Annotated in this window: 16 protein-coding genes; 4 read left to right on the forward strand and 12 right to left on the reverse strand. The window is 66.6% G+C overall.

Annotated elements, in window-relative coordinates; genetic code table 11:
* Nucleotides 1–32: 32 nt before the first annotated feature.
* On the forward strand, nucleotides 33–455 hold the full coding sequence (gene ndk / locus JF542_RS03065) for a nucleoside-diphosphate kinase (protein ID WP_007800411.1): 423 nt from the start codon (nucleotides 33–35) through the stop codon (nucleotides 453–455).
* Between the two features lie 90 nt (nucleotides 456–545).
* On the opposite strand, the gene JF542_RS03070 is transcribed toward ndk, so the two are convergent.
* From JF542_RS03070 to JF542_RS03080, 3 genes are all read right to left on the reverse strand, one after another.
* Complete coding sequence (locus JF542_RS03070) at nucleotides 546–953, reverse strand: DUF4112 domain-containing protein (RefSeq protein WP_050768459.1); 408 nt, start codon at nucleotides 951–953, stop codon at nucleotides 546–548.
* A gap of 5 nt (nucleotides 954–958) precedes the next feature.
* Nucleotides 959–1,129, reverse strand: a complete 171-nt coding sequence (locus JF542_RS03075; RefSeq protein WP_007800413.1) for a YqaE/Pmp3 family membrane protein — start codon at nucleotides 1,127–1,129, stop codon at nucleotides 959–961.
* Between the two features lie 110 nt (nucleotides 1,130–1,239).
* Entirely contained in the window at nucleotides 1,240–1,584 is a 345-nt protein-coding gene (locus JF542_RS03080; protein WP_207074709.1) for a TfoX/Sxy family protein, read from the reverse strand.
* A gap of 260 nt (nucleotides 1,585–1,844) precedes the next feature.
* On the opposite strand from JF542_RS03080, the gene JF542_RS03085 reads away from it, so the two are divergent.
* Nucleotides 1,845–2,444, forward strand: coding sequence for a biotin transporter BioY (locus tag JF542_RS03085; RefSeq protein ID WP_040544839.1), 600 nt, complete (start codon nucleotides 1,845–1,847; stop codon nucleotides 2,442–2,444).
* 116 nt (nucleotides 2,445–2,560) lie between these two features.
* Nucleotides 2,561–3,307 (forward strand): heme-dependent oxidative N-demethylase family protein, encoded by a 747-nt coding sequence (locus JF542_RS03090; RefSeq protein ID WP_207074710.1) that lies wholly within the window; start codon nucleotides 2,561–2,563, stop codon nucleotides 3,305–3,307.
* On the opposite strand, the gene JF542_RS03095 is transcribed toward JF542_RS03090, so the two are convergent.
* The 5 genes from JF542_RS03095 to JF542_RS03115 all read right to left on the reverse strand — a co-directional run bounded on the left by JF542_RS03095 (nucleotide 3,297) and on the right by JF542_RS03115 (nucleotide 8,406).
* Nucleotides 3,297–4,058: a hypothetical protein gene (locus JF542_RS03095; protein ID WP_207074711.1), complete on the reverse strand. Its 762-nt coding sequence runs from the start codon at nucleotides 4,056–4,058 to the stop codon at nucleotides 3,297–3,299. The genes JF542_RS03090 and JF542_RS03095 overlap by 11 nt on opposite strands.
* 150 nt (nucleotides 4,059–4,208) lie before the next feature.
* Nucleotides 4,209–5,021 (reverse strand): lytic murein transglycosylase, encoded by an 813-nt coding sequence (locus JF542_RS03100; protein WP_007800421.1) that lies wholly within the window; start codon nucleotides 5,019–5,021, stop codon nucleotides 4,209–4,211.
* A 163-nt stretch (nucleotides 5,022–5,184) separates the two neighbouring features.
* A complete protein-coding gene (locus JF542_RS03105) occupies nucleotides 5,185–6,036 on the reverse strand; it encodes a hypothetical protein (protein ID WP_007800423.1) in 852 nt (283 codons plus the stop codon).
* A gap of 559 nt (nucleotides 6,037–6,595) precedes the next feature.
* Nucleotides 6,596–8,002: a type I glutamate--ammonia ligase gene (gene glnA / locus JF542_RS03110; RefSeq protein WP_007800424.1), complete on the reverse strand. Its 1,407-nt coding sequence runs from the start codon at nucleotides 8,000–8,002 to the stop codon at nucleotides 6,596–6,598.
* 65 nt (nucleotides 8,003–8,067) lie between these two features.
* Nucleotides 8,068–8,406, reverse strand: a complete 339-nt coding sequence (locus JF542_RS03115; RefSeq protein ID WP_007800427.1) for a P-II family nitrogen regulator — start codon at nucleotides 8,404–8,406, stop codon at nucleotides 8,068–8,070.
* Nucleotides 8,407–8,579: 173 nt separating this feature from the next.
* On the opposite strand from JF542_RS03115, the gene JF542_RS03120 reads away from it, so the two are divergent.
* Nucleotides 8,580–10,181 carry an NAD(P)H-hydrate dehydratase gene (locus JF542_RS03120; RefSeq protein WP_207074712.1) on the forward strand — a complete coding sequence of 534 codons (1,602 nt, stop codon included), beginning with the start codon at nucleotides 8,580–8,582 and terminating at the stop codon, nucleotides 10,179–10,181.
* Nucleotides 10,182–10,497: 316 nt separating this feature from the next.
* On the opposite strand, the gene trpE is transcribed toward JF542_RS03120, so the two are convergent.
* The 4 genes from trpE to JF542_RS03140 form a co-directional block, all read right to left on the reverse strand.
* Entirely contained in the window at nucleotides 10,498–12,012 is a 1,515-nt protein-coding gene (gene trpE, locus JF542_RS03125) for an anthranilate synthase component I (protein WP_207074713.1), read from the reverse strand.
* 8 nt (nucleotides 12,013–12,020) lie between these two features.
* A complete protein-coding gene (locus JF542_RS03130) occupies nucleotides 12,021–13,868 on the reverse strand; it encodes a peptidyl-prolyl cis-trans isomerase (protein ID WP_207074714.1) in 1,848 nt (615 codons plus the stop codon).
* 36 nt (nucleotides 13,869–13,904) lie between these two features.
* A complete protein-coding gene (locus JF542_RS03135) occupies nucleotides 13,905–15,107 on the reverse strand; it encodes an aminotransferase (RefSeq protein WP_207074715.1) in 1,203 nt (400 codons plus the stop codon).
* An 81-nt stretch (nucleotides 15,108–15,188) separates the two neighbouring features.
* On the reverse strand, nucleotides 15,189–15,611 hold the full coding sequence (locus JF542_RS03140; RefSeq protein ID WP_207074716.1) for a winged helix-turn-helix transcriptional regulator: 423 nt from the start codon (nucleotides 15,609–15,611) through the stop codon (nucleotides 15,189–15,191).
* Nucleotides 15,612–15,635 lie beyond the last annotated feature (24 nt).

The raw sequence follows: 15,635 nt of genomic DNA on the forward strand, positions 1-15,635 counted from the left end.
GCCAGATGCCCGGCCTTTCAATGGAGACAGACATGGCCCTCGAACGGACCTTTTCGATCATCAAGCCCGATGCCACCCGCCGCAACCTGACCGGCAAGATCAATGCCAAGTTCGAGGAAGCGGGCCTCCGCATCGTCGCACAGAAGCGCATTCACCTGACCAAGGCGCAGGCCGGCGAGTTCTACAAGGTGCACGCCGAGCGTCCGTTCTACGACGAACTCTGCGAGTTCATGGCTTCCGAGCCGGTCGTGGTGCAGGTGCTGGAAGGGGAAGGCGCGATCGCCAAGAACCGCGAAGTGATGGGCGCCACCAACCCGGCGGATGCCGCAGAAGGCACCATCCGCGCAGAGTTCGCCGAGTCGGTCGGCGAGAACTCGGTGCACGGCTCCGACGCGCCGGAGACCGCCGCGGAAGAGATCGCCTACTTCTTCTCGGGCCTCGAGCTGGTCGGCTAAGCCGTCCTTTCGGACCCGTCACAAGACGCGAAACGGGCGCCCAGAGGGGCGCCCGTTTTCTTTTTGCCTTCCGGCAGAGTCCGGCAGATCTCAGGCCAGCTCGGCCCCTTGGTAGTCGGGTGCCTCGGCCCGGCCTTCTCCGGCGGTTCGGTGGTATTCCTCCGCCCAGCGGCGCAGCAGCGCTGCGTTGCGCATGTTGGCCTTGTAGCCGATGTCCATGATGTCGCCGATCAGCGGCAACAGGCCAATGGCCCAGTCCACGGCCACGTTCCACCCCATCTGCACAACCAGCGACTTGGGCGCACCGAGCTCTCGGGCCTCGTTGACGATCCAGACCGCCGGTGCCAGCGCCAGCGTGTCGCCGATGCCCGGCACGAGGCCGATGATCGAATCCCATCCCAGCCGGATCCCGGTGAAGGGCAAGCGGAAAGCCCGGTCGAGGCGGCGTGCATAGCGCTCGACACGCTCGACCCGTTCAAAGGTGTCACGACGCGACATGGCGATCACGCGTGCTCGGGCGTCCGGGCGATGATCCAGACGGCGTGGACGATGCCGGGGATATAGCCCAGAAGCGTGAGCAGGATGTTGATCCAGAAGTGCTTGCCAAGACCCACCTGCAGGAAGACGCCGAGCGGCGGCAGGAGGATGGCGACGATGATGCGGATAAGGTCCATGGGGACGGGCCTCCGTTGCGTGTTACGTTTGGCCAATCAACGTGAATACCCCGTTGCGGGTTCCGCCCCGGGCCGGCAGCAGCGTCCGCTTGGGCGGACGAGACTCTGCCTCAGCCGTCCTTGCGCCGCGCAATGACGCCGATCTCGTCAAGCATCGCCTCGATCCCCGAAAGCGCCTCGCTACGGCCCGAAACCTCGCCGCAGAGCGCATCGAACCGCGCCCGCAGATCGTCTTTCTCCTTGCCCCGGCAATCGTTCCAGGGCCGGCCCTGAAGCGCCATGTGCAGCACGTAGTAGCTGATGAAATGCGGCCTGGTGCCGGCGCGCAGCATCCGGCCGTAGGCGTCATGCGCCCCGAGCTCGCGCAGCGTTTGGGCATCGGGAATGCCAGCGCGGGCGCAGGCCGCCTCGACGGCGGGGCCGAGATTGCGGATGGAGGAAACCGGCGTGGACATCTGCGCCTCGCGCTGAGCTATGGACCGCACAAGACCTGACACCGCGAGGCGCCCGCGGCAAGCCCGACCGGCACGACAGACGCAGGGCCCGGGCGCAAAGATCGAACGCAGAGATCGGGCGCCGGGCAGGGCAGGCGCTTTGCGGCTGCAAAGCACGAGTTTGCAAATTAAGCGTGCATGACGGCTTCGTGACGGCTTGCGGTGTGCATCACCTTGGTGCAAAACCTGAGGCAATGGAGATGAAACAAGGGGGACACCCGATGACCATCGCACAGAACCGCTCCGTTCTGGTGGAAAGCTTCGGTGCCACGGAAGGCACCGCCCTGCGCCTCAAGCAGGCCGCCCTCGTGGTGGCCGGCATCGCCTTCCTGGCGATCATGGCCAAGATCAAGGTGCCGATGTGGCCGGTGCCGATCACCATGGGCACCTTCGGCGTGCTGACCCTCGGCGCCGCCTACGGCGCGCGGCTCGGCCTGGTGACCATCCTCGGCTACATGCTGGTGGGCGCGCTCGGCTTCGACGTTTTCGCCGGGAGCACGGCCGAGCTCAACGGCTTTGCCTACATGATGGGCGGCACCGGCGGCTACCTCGTGGGCTATGTCATGGCGGTGCTGCTGCTCGGCACGCTGGCGCGCGCCGGCTGGGACCGCTCGGCCCCCAAGATGGCGGGTGCAATGCTGCTCGGCAACGCCCTGATCTACGTGCCCGGCCTGATCTGGCTCGGCATGCTCTACGGCTGGGACAAGCCGATCCTCGAGTGGGGCCTGACCCCGTTCCTCGTCGGTGACGCGGTGAAGCTGGCGCTGGCCGCGCTGATCCTGCCGCTGGCCTGGAAGGCCATGGGCCGCGCCCGCGGCTGAGCCTTCGCCTCAGAGGAAAGCAAATCAAGCGGCGCGGGGGCTTCCCGCGCCGCTTTTCGTTGACCGCGACGCTGCCGCATCTTGCGGTGCCCTTGCGGTGGCGCTAGCCCTTTGCCATGACCCTGCAAGAGCGCGTTCCCTTCGATCTCTCCACCTCGCGGCCGCTTCCCAATATCGGCCCGGCCGCCATGTCCGACTGGCTGCTCGTCGACGAAGCCTACGCCGGGCAGATGGCGACCCGCGAGCATCTGCTCGACACCAATCGCGACGCGGTGCTCGCACTTTCGGAACGCGCCCGCCCGGCGGCGGACGAATTGCTGGGTTTCGTGCTCTCGCATCTGCCGGAGGGCTTTTGCCGCGACGGCGAGCGCGTCACGCGCCCGGACGGAGGGCAGGTGACGCTAGATCGTGCTGACCCGATGGGGACGCTGGGACGACTGGTGCAGGAGGATCTCTGCCTGCTCGAGAAGGCAGAGGGCGAGGCCGAGCACGTGCTGACCGGGGCGGTGCTGTGCTTTCCCGCCGGCTGGCGGCTGGCGCAGAAGGTGATGCGCCCGCTGGTCGAGATCCACGTGCCGATCCCCGAGTATGACGACGTCATTGCCGCGCGGGTGCAGCGCCTGTTCGACGGCGTGCAGCCCGGACGCCCGCTGATGCGTTTCAACCGCCTCTGGTATGACGATCCGACGCTGTTCCAGCCGGGGCCCCGACGCGACAACGACGATCGCTCGGACCCGAGCACCGCTGCCTATTTCCGTTCCGAGCGCCAATGCCTCGTGCGCCTGCCCGAAACGCGCGCCGTGGTGTTCTCAATCCACACCTATGTGATGGAGCGCGCGCGGGCGCTCGCGCTCAGCGCATGACCTGATAGAGGATGTCGCGCAGGAACTCGGTGTTCTGAAGCGCGACCAGCAGCGCCACGACCGCCGTGACCTGTGCGATGATACGCAGATCCATGCGACGCCACAGGCTCCAGAGCAGACGCGGCGCGCGCAGCGGTACAAGCACGACCCCAAGCCCGAGCTTGCGCCGTTTGGACGGCGAGCGGGTCGAGGCTCTTTCGGGTGCCTGCCTGCGTTCGACGACAGGAGCGACGACAGCGGCGGGTTGCGGCTCAACGGGTTCGGGCGCGTCGTCGAGCTCCATCATGTCGCGCAGGTGCTCGGACAGGGCGAAGTCCATGTGGGGCGGCTGAGACGGGCTGTAGACGCTCTCGGCCACCTGAGGGTCGAACATCTCGCGAAAGTCATCGGGTTCGATCAGGGTCTCGCAATCGTACCAGTCGATCGTCTCGACCGGGATATGCGAGAGCATGCCGCGGACGGTTTGCGCCAGGATCCGGCGGGCGAGCGTGTCGTCGCCTCTCTCGTCCTTGCGATGCAGAATGCGGACCGACAGGTAGGGCGCGTCGTCGGGAATGCGCTGCACCCTTACCGCCACGCCGAAATGGTCGGCCATCAGCGCCGCCCGTTTCTTGGACCTCCGGATCGCTCGGCCAGATGCGGAATCGAGACGTCGCAACACCTGCGCCGCATCGCTGAGCAACTGCCGGTCGTTCAGCGCGATGTCGTGGGTCAGAAAAATGCCCGCGTGCGGTGTCTCGATGTGGTCCAAACCGTCGGACTCCCTGAACTCGTTCAGTGATTACGATTTGGAAATTATATAGCAAATCTGGCATATCGGGGACGGGGCGATGGCGTTAATACGACATTAACCATCGTCACCCCGTCCACCGATCTTCCTCTGGTTGCAGCTCGTCGCTGCTCAGCGGTCGATCCGCTCGGCCGCGAGGGCGATTGCCTGCTGGTAGACCGTGGCCGCGTTCCACTCGTTCAGCACGCGGAAATTTGCGGTGCCCTGCTGGTAGGGCTGGCCCGGGCGCCAGCCTTTCTGGCGCAGGAAGTTGGCGGTCGAGGCCAGCGCGTCCCACTCGTTGTAGAAATCGACACGGCCGTCGCCATTGCCGTCGACGCCGTAGCGCATGGCATTGCCCGGCAGGAACTGGGTGTGGCCGAGCTCGCCATGGGCGGCGCCTTTCTGGGTCGGCGACAACATTCCGCGATCGACCATCTGAAGCGCCGCGAGTGCGTGCGGCGTGAAGAACGAGGACCGGCGGCAATCATAGGCCACGGTGCTGATCGACGAGACCACCGGCACGTTGCCCATGGTGCGGCCAAAGCCGGTCTCCATCCCGTGGATCGCCACGAGGATGCCCGCCGGGACGCCGTAGCGCTGCTCGACCGCGGCGTAGAATTGCGGGTTGCGCTGGATCCGTTTGCGTCCGGTGGCGGCAAACCCGTCGAGCGAGCCAAGGCGGATCCGGATGAAATCGTTGAGCGCGTATTTCACGCCCTTCTGATTTCGGTCCGCCGAGATGGTGGTGGTGGAATACTGCGCATTCATCAGCGCCTGGATGCCGCGTTGGCCAACGCCGGCGCGCTGCGCCTCGGCCGCGAACGCCTGCTTCCACGCGTTGAAGCCACTGGCGTTGTTGCCGCATGTGGCGGCCTGCACCGTGCCTGCCGTGGCGAGCCCGAGGGTGACGGCTGCGGCAAGTCTGAATACCCGGCGGAACATTCTAGGTTCTCCAATTCTCTCTGAGTTGGAGATGACGGTAGCTCAGCCCCGAAAAGGGGCAAACAGAAATGTCCCAGCGCCATGCCTATGCCGGAAAACCGCCGATAGGACGGCCTCCTTGGGCCGAGCCCCAAACCAAGGGCCCGGCGCCGCGGGACGGGGATCAGTAGGTGCCAAGCAGGCCGGCCGCGACGCCGGTGGCGTCGAGGGCCACGAAGAGACCGGCGATCCCGGTGGCCAGCATGCGGCGCTGCTGCGGGAAGGCGCTGGTGGCATTGTAGGCGAGAAGCGGCACGGCCAGAGGCAGCGAGATCGTGGCAACGCCCACCGAAAGCGCCCAGCTCGAGGCACTGGCAGCCTCCGCGGTTTCCGGCACTTCGCGCGGCAGATCGGCCATCTCGGCCTTCTGCACCGGTGCCAGCAATGCGCTGCGCAGGCGGCGGTCATAGGCTTGGTAGTGCGCCTCCTTCCGCTTGTGCTGCGTGGTGGGCTGGCGGCGGGATTTCTTGGCCACGGGCAAGGTGCGCGCCAGCACGTCCTTCTGGGTCAGGCGCTCGGTGCGGGCGTGGCCATGCTCGAGGCGGACGCGGCGCGGACGCAGGCGCTCGGGCTCGGCGGGCGCCACCGGCCCCTGCGCGGCGCAGGCGGGCTTGAGTTCGGTGATGAAGCGGTCACGCGGCAGGCGGAGGTCGGTGCCGGCCCAGATCACGTGCGAGACCGGAAGTGCTTCGACAAGCGCGAAGAGCACGTGGGCCAGCGGCGTGAGCACAGCTTGCTCGTCGCTCGGGGCCGAGACGTGCAGCATGGCCTCGTCAGCCTCGTGATGGACGCTGACCGTCCAGTCGCCTGTGCAGGTGGCAAAGCGCAGCGTGACGGTATCTGTACGGTCGCAATCGGCGACGGAAAAATCGTTATGTGTCAGGGCATCGCGCATGATCTGTTGGATCTCGTCGAGAACCACGATCGAACGGGCGGCGAAGACAAGACGGGCTGTACTCGTGAAACCTTGGGTCATCTTGAACTCCTGAGCAGTGTTTTTCTTGGTATTCCATTTCCCCACGACACTCACTCTTGGTCCCGATTGGGGTGAGAATCTGGCCTGTCTGAGGAGGCGAGTGGCCCGGCCTGCCCAGATTTCGTCCGAGTTCAGGGCGAAACCGCCGCAATCTCAATGAACTGAGGCGCTTCAGCCATGATTTGATGCGTCTGCGAGATTTTAGTCCGAAATTGTCTCAACCTATCCATAAGGGGTGACGCTAACGCGCGTCAGCCTGACCGTATTTGGATCATCAATTTGAGAGGTTTTCTTTGGGCACCCGCGGCAGTCACGGCGACCACGTCGGACAATCCGGGGAATTTTCATTCTCTGACGCCCTATCGGAAACGGTAGGGCCAAATGCGGACCACGAATCGCGGTGGACCGTCAACATTCTGACCACCTAAGGGTCATTGGGCCGCATATTCGACCACCTCCGAGAGGCGCTCTCGTCAGTCTGCTTGGGTCGCGAAAGCCGGCCACCGCATAACGAAAAAGGGCGCCCGAAGGCGCCCTTTCCCGAATACGTCCGCGAGGATCAGCAGCTGTAGTACAGCTTGAACTCGACCGGGTGCGGGGTCATTTCGTACTGCTCGAGCTCTTCCATCTTCAGGTCGATGTAGCCTTCGATCTGGTCCTTGGTGAACACGTCACCGGCCAGCAGGAAGTCCATGTCGGCCTTCAGCTCGTCCAGAGCCTCACGCAGCGAGCCGCAGACGGTCGGGATGCCCTCGAGCTCCTCCGGCGGCAGGTCGTAGAGGTTCTTGTCCATGGCTTCGCCCGGATCGATCTTGTTCTTGATGCCGTCGAGGCCGGCCATCAGGAGCGCTGCGAAGCACAGGTAGGGGTTCGACGACGGGTCGGGGAAGCGGGCTTCCACACGCTTTGCCTTCGGCGATTCCGCCCACGGAATACGAACGCAGCCAGAACGGTTGCGGGCCGAGTAGGCGCGCAGGACGGGGGCCTCGAAGCCCGGGACCAGACGCTTGTAGGAGTTGGTCGACGGGTTGGTGAAGGCGTTGAGCGCCTTGGCGTGCTTGAGCAGGCCACCGATGTACCACAGGGCTTCCTGCGACAGGTCGGCGTACTTGTCACCTGCGAAGAGCGGCTTGCCGTCCTTCCAGATCGACATGTTCACGTGCATGCCGGTGCCGTTGTCGCCGGCGATCGGCTTCGGCATGAAGGTTGCCGACTTGCCGTAGGCCTGGGCCACGTTGTGGATGATGTACTTGTACTTCTGAAGCTCGTCAGCCTGCTTGGTGACAGTACCGAAGATCAGGCCAAGCTCGTGCTGGCACGACGCCACCTCGTGGTGGTGCTTGTCGACCTTCATGCCGATGCGCTTCATGGTCGAGAGCATCTCGGAGCGCAGGTCCTGTGCGTCGTCGATCGGGTTGACCGGGAAGTAGCCGCCCTTGACGCCCGGACGGTGACCGGTGTTGCCCATCTCGTAGTCGGTGTCGGTGTTCCACGATGCGTCGAGCGCGTCGACCTCGTAGGAGACCTTGTTCATCGCAACCGAGAACTTCACGTCGTCGAACAGGAAGAATTCCGCTTCCGGGCCCATGAACGCGGTGTCGCCGATGCCGGATGCCTTGAGGTAGGCTTCGGCCTTCTGGGCGGTGCCGCGCGGGTCACGATCGTAGGCTTCGCCGGTGTCGGGCTCGACCACCGAGCAGTGCACGCAGAGGGTCTTCTCGGCGTAGAACGGATCGATGTAGACGCTGTCCGGGTCGGGCATCAGCTTCATGTCGGATGCTTCGATCGACTTCCAGCCTGCGATGGAGGAACCGTCGAACATGAAGCCTTCTTCGAGGAAATCCTCGTCGACCTCATCGGCAATCACCGTCACGTGCTGCAGCTTGCCGCGCGGATCGGTGAAGCGGATGTCGACGTAAGCGACCTCCTCGTCCTTCATCAGCTTGAGAACGTCTTTGATGCTCATTCCCTTCTTCCCTTTCTGTGACTTTTGGGTCCGGTATGATTATTGTTCGGCCGCTCGTGCCGCGCTCAGAGCGCGTCCGAGCCGGATTCGCCGGTGCGGATCCGGATGGCCTGTTCGATCGGGCTCACGAAGATCTTGCCGTCGCCGATCTTGTCGGTCTTGGCGGCAGAGATGATTGCCTCGATGGCGGCGTCGACGAGTTCGTCGTCCAGGACGACCTCGATCTTCACCTTGGGCAGAAAATCGACCACATATTCCGCGCCGCGATACAGCTCGGTATGGCCTTTCTGGCGGCCAAAGCCCTTCACTTCGAGAACCGAGAGGCCCTGGATGCCAGCATCCTGAAGCGCCTCCTTGACCTCGTCGAGCTTGAACGGCTTGATGATCGCCTCGACCTTTTTCATGGTCTATCTCTCCTCGTAATCCCGTGTCGGACCCTGCCAGATCATTTCTGCCCGGCGGCCACAATCGGATAGCCTACGGGGGCAGGGGGTGCATAGAGCGATTTGTATCGACCGCGCGAATTTTGCGCAACATGCCTTCAGAATGGGCGAAATGAAAACTTGAGGTGGAAGACATGGCAGATCTCCTGACGGCAGCGCAGATGCGCGCGGTGGAGACGGCGGCAATGAACTCGGGCGAGGTGTCCGGTCTGGAGCTGATGGAACGGGCCGGAACGGGCGTGGTGGAGGCAGTTTTCAAGCACTGGCCCGAGCTTGCACGACGCGCGCACCGGGCCGTGGTGCTGTGCGGGCCGGGAAACAATGGCGGCGACGGATTCGTCATCGCGCGGCTGCTGGTCGCGCGCGGGTGGGAGGTAGAGCTCTACCTCTACGGCGTGCTCGATCGGCTGCCGCCCGATGCGCGGCGCAACGCCGAACGCTGGCAAGAAATCGGCCAGATCCTGCCGCTTGAGCCCGGTTTCGAGGCCTCGAGCCGGCGCGCGGCGCTGGTGGTCGATGCGCTGTTCGGCACCGGCCTGAGCCGCCCCATCGCTGATCTTGGCGCGACGCTTCTGGATCTTGCCGAGCTGCGCGGCGAAGGGGCGGCGTTGAGCGCCGGCGAGCGCCCGGACTGGACCCCGCTGATCGTCGCCGTCGATCTGCCGAGCGGACTTTGCAGCGACAGCGGCCGGGTGCTGCGCGACGAGCATTTCGTGGGCCTGCCGGAGGTGCTCGAGGCGGCCTCGGCGGCGGCGGACCTGACCGTGACCTTCCACGCCCGCAAGCTGGGCCACGTGCTAGACGAAGGGCCCGAGCTTTGCGGCACCGTGGTCGTGGTGCCGATCGGGCTGGAGCAGCGCCGCTCGCGCGCGCCGCGTAGCGAGCGGGTGGCCGAGGTGACGGCGCCCTCGGGGCTGGCCAAGGCGGGTGGGCACAAGTTCAGCCACGGCCATGCGCTGGTACTGTCGGGCGGCTTCGGGCGCACCGGCGCCGCCCGGCTCTCGGCACGCGCGGCGCTGCGCGCGGGCGCAGGGCTGGTAACGCTTGGCGCGCCGGGCGCGGCGCAGATCGAGATCGCGGCGCAGATCACAGCGCTGATGCTGCGCCGGATCGAAGGCGCGGAAGAGCTCTCGGAACTGCTCGAGGATGACCGGCTCAACGCGCTCTGTCTCGGGCCGGGGCTGGGGCTCGAGCGTTCGCTCGAACTGGCACCGGTGGCGCTCGAGGCGGAACGTCCGACGCTGCTCGATGCCGATGCGCTCTCCGCCTTTGCCGACGACCCGGCAGAGCTTTTCGGGCTGCTGCACAAAGGCTGCGTACTGACCCCGCATGGCGGCGAGTTCGCGCGATTGTTTCCCGATCTCGCGGCGCGGCTGCGCGAGGTCGCCGAGGCCGGCCCGGCCTACAGCCGGGTCGATGCGGCACGCGAGGCGGCACGGCGGGCGGGCTGCGTGGTGCTGCTCAAGGGGCCAGATACGGTGATCGCGGCGCCGGATGGGCGCTCCGCGGTCAATGCCGGTGTCGGTGCGCGCGCGGCGCCATGGCTGGCGACGGCGGGCGCGGGCGACGTGCTGGCGGGGCTGATCTGCGGGCTGATGGCGCGCGGTCTGGCGCCCTTCGAGGCGGCCGGGGCGGGGGCGTGGCTGCATGTCGAGGCGGCGCGGGCCTTTGGGCCAGGGCTGATCGCGGAGGATCTGCCGGAGGCGCTGCCGGGGGTTCTTGCGGACTTGCTCTGAGGGTTGGGGAGACGCTGTCTGTCTCGCCTCGCGGTCGACCTTAAGGGTACAAAGCGGGTCGGTCGAACACGCCCCAGCGCGGAATCAAGGCCGCAGGCCGCCGCGCCATCGTCGGCCCGCCCGGACGGGCCGGCGATCTTGGGCCGCAGGCGCTTCGCTGCGAGGTCCTTCGGATATGGCTGGGATAAAACGAGGGATTCTGAGCAAGGATCGCCATCCCGCGGGCCGCCGATGGCGCGGCGGGCGTCGAGGGACGGATTTGGCAGAGGGATCGGACGGGGCGCTGAAGGAAAACGGGCCCAAGCGGGCCCGTGTCTCAGCTGTTGCCGGAGGAGGTGAACCGCGCCGCGTCCGCCGCCGCGCGGCGAATGGCGTTGGATTTGTGCACCGTCTCCATGTACTCGGCCTCGGGGTCGCTGTCATAGACCACGCCGCCGCCAGCCTGGATGTAGAGCTTCTCGTCCTTCACGATGGCGGTGCGCAGCGCGATGCACATATCCATGTCGCCGCCGGCGCTGAAATACCCCACGCCGCCGCCATAGACGCCGCGCTTCTCGGGTTCGAGCTCGTCGATGATCTCCATCGCGCGCACCTTGGGCGCGCCCGAGACGGTTCCCGCAGGCATCCCGGCGAAAAAGGCCGACAGCGCGTCCTGATCATCGGCCAGCTCGCCCACGACGTTGGAGACGATGTGCATCACGTGGCTGTAGCGCTCGATGATGAACTTCTCGGTGGGGCGAACGGTGCCGATCTTCGACACCTTTCCGGTGTCGTTGCGGCCCAGGTCGAGCAGCATGAGGTGCTCGGCCAGCTCCTTCTTGTCGGCCAGAAGATCGGCTTCGAGTGCGCGATCCTCCTCGGGCGTGGCGCCGCGCGGACGGGTGCCGGCGATGGGCCGGATCGTCACCTCTCGACCAAAGACCCGAACGAGGATCTCGGGAGAAGCACCGATCACCTGGAAGCCGCCGAAGTTGAAATAGAACATGAAGGGCGACGGGTTGGTCCGCCGCAGCGAGCGGTAGAGTGCGAAGGGCGGCAGCGGGAAGGTCTGGGTCCAGCGCTGCGCCGGCACGACCTGGAAGATGTCGCCCTTGCGGATGTAATCCTTGGCGGTCTCGACCGCGGCCTTGTAGCTCTCGCGGGTGAAGTTCGACACCGGCTCTCCGGCCTCGTGCGCCTCGCCGAGATCGCGGCTCGCTTGCGGCAGCGCGCGTTCGAGATCGCGCACCGCATCCATCACGCGCTCGGCGGCACGGGCATAGGCGGCGCGGGCGGACACCCCGTCCTGCACCCAAGCCGGCGCCACCACGGTGACCTCGCCCTTGACCCCGTCGAGCACGGCGACGACCGAAGGGCGCAGCATCAATGCGTCGGGCAGGCCGAGCGGATCGGGATTGACGTTCGGCAGGTGCTCGACCAGCCGGATCATGTCATAGCCGAGATAGCCGAACAGCCCGGCAGAGGCCTGCGGCAGATCCTCGGGGAGTTCGATCCGGCTTTCCGCGATGAGCTCGCGCAGCGCGGTGAGCGGATCGCTCTCGACCGGCTCGAAGGCCTCGGGGTCGAAGCGCGCCTGCCGGTTGATCTGCGACGTCTCGCCGTGACACTTCCACACCACGTCGGGCTTCATGCCGATGATCGAGTAGCGCCCGCGCACCTCGCCGCCGGTCACCGACTCGAGCATGAAGGCATCCTTGGCGGCGCCGGTCAGCTTGAGCATCAGCGAGACCGGCGTGTCGAGATCGGCGGCAAGGCGCGCGTAGACCACCTGGTTCCTGCCGGCCTCGTAGGCCGGCGCGAAGTCTTCGAAAGCGGGAATGAGCGTCGCCATGATGGGCCTTACTGCAGGGTGCTGAGCACGGAGTTCACCGCGGACTGGTCGATGCTGATGCCGGCACGCGACTGGATGTCGGCATTGAGCGCGCGGAACAGGTCCTGCGAGACGCTGCCCGCCGCCTGGTCGCGCAGCGCGTTGCCAAGCTGCTGGATCTGCGGGTCTTCCATGTTGACCGGGGTGACGTCATCGAGCCGCACGATCAGCGCCGCACCGTCGCCGCGCACCGCGCGGGCCTCTCCTGCGGCCATGTCGAACACCGCCTCGAGCACCGCCGCCGGCAGACCCTGAATGCGCGACTCGCGGGTCAGGCCGCTCTCTGCGCTGGCATCGAGCCCGTTCTCGCCAAAGCTCTGGTCCTCGGAGATACGGGTCGCGATCTCTTCGGACTGTGCCAGCAGCGCGTCGGTGGCCTGCTCCTGCTCCCAGAGCTGCTCGACCCGGTCGCGCACATCCTCGAACGGGGCAGGCGCGGGGGCGCGAAGCTCGTCGAGGCGCAGCGCGAAGATGCCGCCGTCGCCAAGCTCGGCGATTGCCGGATAGTCTCCCTCGGCCACGGCGGAGGCCGCCTCGCGGAAGGACTGGTAGCCGGCGATGCCGGTGTCGGTGCTGGCGGTCCAGTCGATCTGGCCAAGCTCCATGTCGGTGTCCTGCGCCAGCTCTTCCAGCGTCGCGCCGCCGGCAAGCTCGTCGTCGATGCTCGAGGCCATGCCCTCGATCACCCGGCGGGCCCGGTCGAGCACCAGTGCGTCACGCAGATCCGGCACCGCCTCTTCATATGGGGTTTCCTGCGCCGGCAGCACGCCGTTGACACGGTAGAGTGCCGGGCCGAAGGAGGAGGGCGCCGGGCCCACGACATCGCCGACCTCGGCCGAGAACACCGGCTCGGCGGCGTCGCCCAGCGTGTCGCGGGTCACATCGCCCATGTCGGTGTCGATCAGCGCCAGGCCGCGCTCGTCGACCACGGTCTCGAAATCCGCCTCGCCCGAGGCGATGCGGTCGGCGGCGGCCTGGGCCTCGGCCTCGGTGCTGAACACCAGCCGCTCGATCAGGCGCCGCTCGGGCAGGTTGAACTCCTCGGCGCGCTCGTCATAGGCGGCGCGCAGGGCGTCTTCCTCGACCTCGACGGTGTCGACGATCATGTCCGGCGTCAGCCAGGCGAAGGTGATGACCTTGGTCTCGGGCAGGGTGAAGAGGTCGATATTGTCATCGTACCAAGCTTGCAGCTCGTCTTCTGACGGCACCGGCAGGCCTGTGTTGAGCGCGTCGCGCTCAAGCGTGGCCCAGGTGAAGGCGCGGCTCTCGCCGATATACTCGAGCAGCGTGTCGACATAGGCGTCGGGCAGGGCGGTGCCCGAGATCACCGCGGCGCTGAGGATCGAGCGCGCGGCGTCGCGGCGCAGGTTTTCCTCGAACTCGCCTTCGTTGAGGCCGGCATTCTGCAGCGCGTAGGCATAGGCGCTGCGGTCGAAATTGCCGTCCGGGCCGTTGAAGGCCTCGACATTGCTCAGGTCCTCGGCAACGCGCTCGTCCCCGACCGAAAGGCCGATCCGGGTGGTCTCGTCCTCGAGCGCGGCATTGGTCACGACCTGCGCCAGCACCTGATCGGTGAGGCCGGACTGGCGCGCCTGCTCGACCGTGATCGCCCGGCCGGTCTGGGCCTGCTGGGCGCGCAGCTCGGATTGCAGCGCGCGGGCATAGTCGCTGGTCGAGATCGTGGTGTCGCCGACCGAGCCGATATTGCCGACCCCGCCGGAGAAATTCACCGTGCCGAAGGCGCCGAAACCGACGAACGAGGCGATCAGGATCGCCCAGACGATGTACTTGGTGATGCCGGCTTTTCCGCGCGCCATGACTGCCTCTTCCCCTTATGGTTCTGGCGCCCGTGTCTATGACGGGCTGTCGGTCCCCGCAAGGGGCCAGTCCAGCGCGTCGAGCCGGTCGAACAGCACCGTGATCGCGTCCGCGTCGAGATTGGCGAAGGCGAAGCGGAAATGCCGCGCGCCGGCAGGGTCCTCCGGCGGCACGAACATGGTGCCGGGCAGGGCGAGGATGCCGGCCTCGTGCACCAGCTTGCGCCCCAACACGTCGGAGCCTTCGGCGAAGGGATGTTCGACATACGCGAAGTAGGCGCCAAGGCCCTTGAGCCGCCAGCCACGCGCTTTGAGCCGCGGGAACTGCGCGGTGATCGCCTCGCGGCGCGCGAGGATCTCGTCACGCTCGCCGGCGACCCACTGGCTCAGGTTCTCGAGCCCCCAGAGCGCCGCGATCTGGCCGAGCTGCGGTGCGCAGATCGCCACCGTGTCCTGGAACTTCTCGACCTCCTCGAGCAGGTCCGGCGCCGCGATGATCGCGCCCACGCGATGGCCGGTGAGACGGTAGGCCTTGGAGAAGCTGTAGAGCTGGATCAGCGTGTCTTCGTGGCCCGGCTGGCGCAGCAGATCGTGCGGCGCACCGGAGCGGCTGTCGAAGTCCTTGTAGGTTTCGTCGACGATCAGCTTGATGCCATGCTCACGGGCAAGGTCGTAGAGCGCCCGCAGGGTCTCGGCCGGATACTCGACCCCGCCGGGATTGTTGGGCGAGACCAGCACGATGGCGCGGGTCTTCGGGCTGATCAGGGCGCGGGCATCCTCGGCCCCGGGCAGCAGGTCGTCGCCAGTGGGCAGCGGCACGGTGCGCACGCCCTGCATGTCGAGCCACATCTTGTGATTGAAGTACCACGGCGTCGGCAGCAGCACCTCGTCGCCCTCGCCGGCGATGGCGGCCATGGTGGCCGCAAAGGCCTGATTGCAGCCCGCGGTGATCGCGACCTGATCGGCGCTCACCTCGGCGTCATAATGCGCGCTCCAGTCGCGGGCCAGCGCGGTGCGCAGCGCCGGCAGGCCGAGGACCGGGCCGTAGAGATGGGTCTCGGGCTGCTCCATCGCCTCGGCCATGGCGCGGCGCAGGGCGGCGGGCGGCGGATCCACGGGCGCGGCCTGGCTCACGTTGATCAGCGGTCGGTCGGCGGGAAAGGACACGCCCTCGATCCAGCGCTTGGCCTCGGGGACCGGCGGTGTGAAGGTGGATTGCGTGCGGCTGAGTTGGGTCATTTTGTCGGATCCGGCGTGATTTCGGCGCACGCTATCAGGCCGCTCCGGGCGGGGAAAGGCCCGCCGTGGCGGGCGCTTCGCTCAGGCTTCCGAGGTGTCGAAGGACGCGCGCGCGGCGCGGATGCGGCCGTGGTTGCGGTCGGCCCAGTCGGTCAGGATGGCAATCGGCTCGAGCGCGGAATGACCAAGCTCGGTCAGGGCGTATTCTACCGATGGCGGCTTGGTCGGAAAGACCTGCCGCGAGATCAGCCCGTCGCGCTCGAGCTGGCGCAGGCTCTGGGTCAGCATCCGCTTGGAGATGTCGCCGACCTGACGTTGCAGCGCCGAAAAGCGCTTCGGACCGGTGGTGAGGGCGATCAGCAGCAGCAGCGTCCACTTCTGGCCCACCCGGTCGAGCACATCGCGCACCGGGCAGACGCCGGGATCGTCCGGCGCGCCGTCGAAGGACGCAAGCTGGCGCAGGATCTCGATGCCGTCCGGGTTACCTGCATGTTCCCTGGTCATGATAAAGTGCCTCCTTCACAGCGC

The organism is Salipiger bermudensis (assembly GCF_017309175.1).
GTDB classification, from domain to species: domain Bacteria; phylum Pseudomonadota; class Alphaproteobacteria; order Rhodobacterales; family Rhodobacteraceae; genus Salipiger; species Salipiger bermudensis.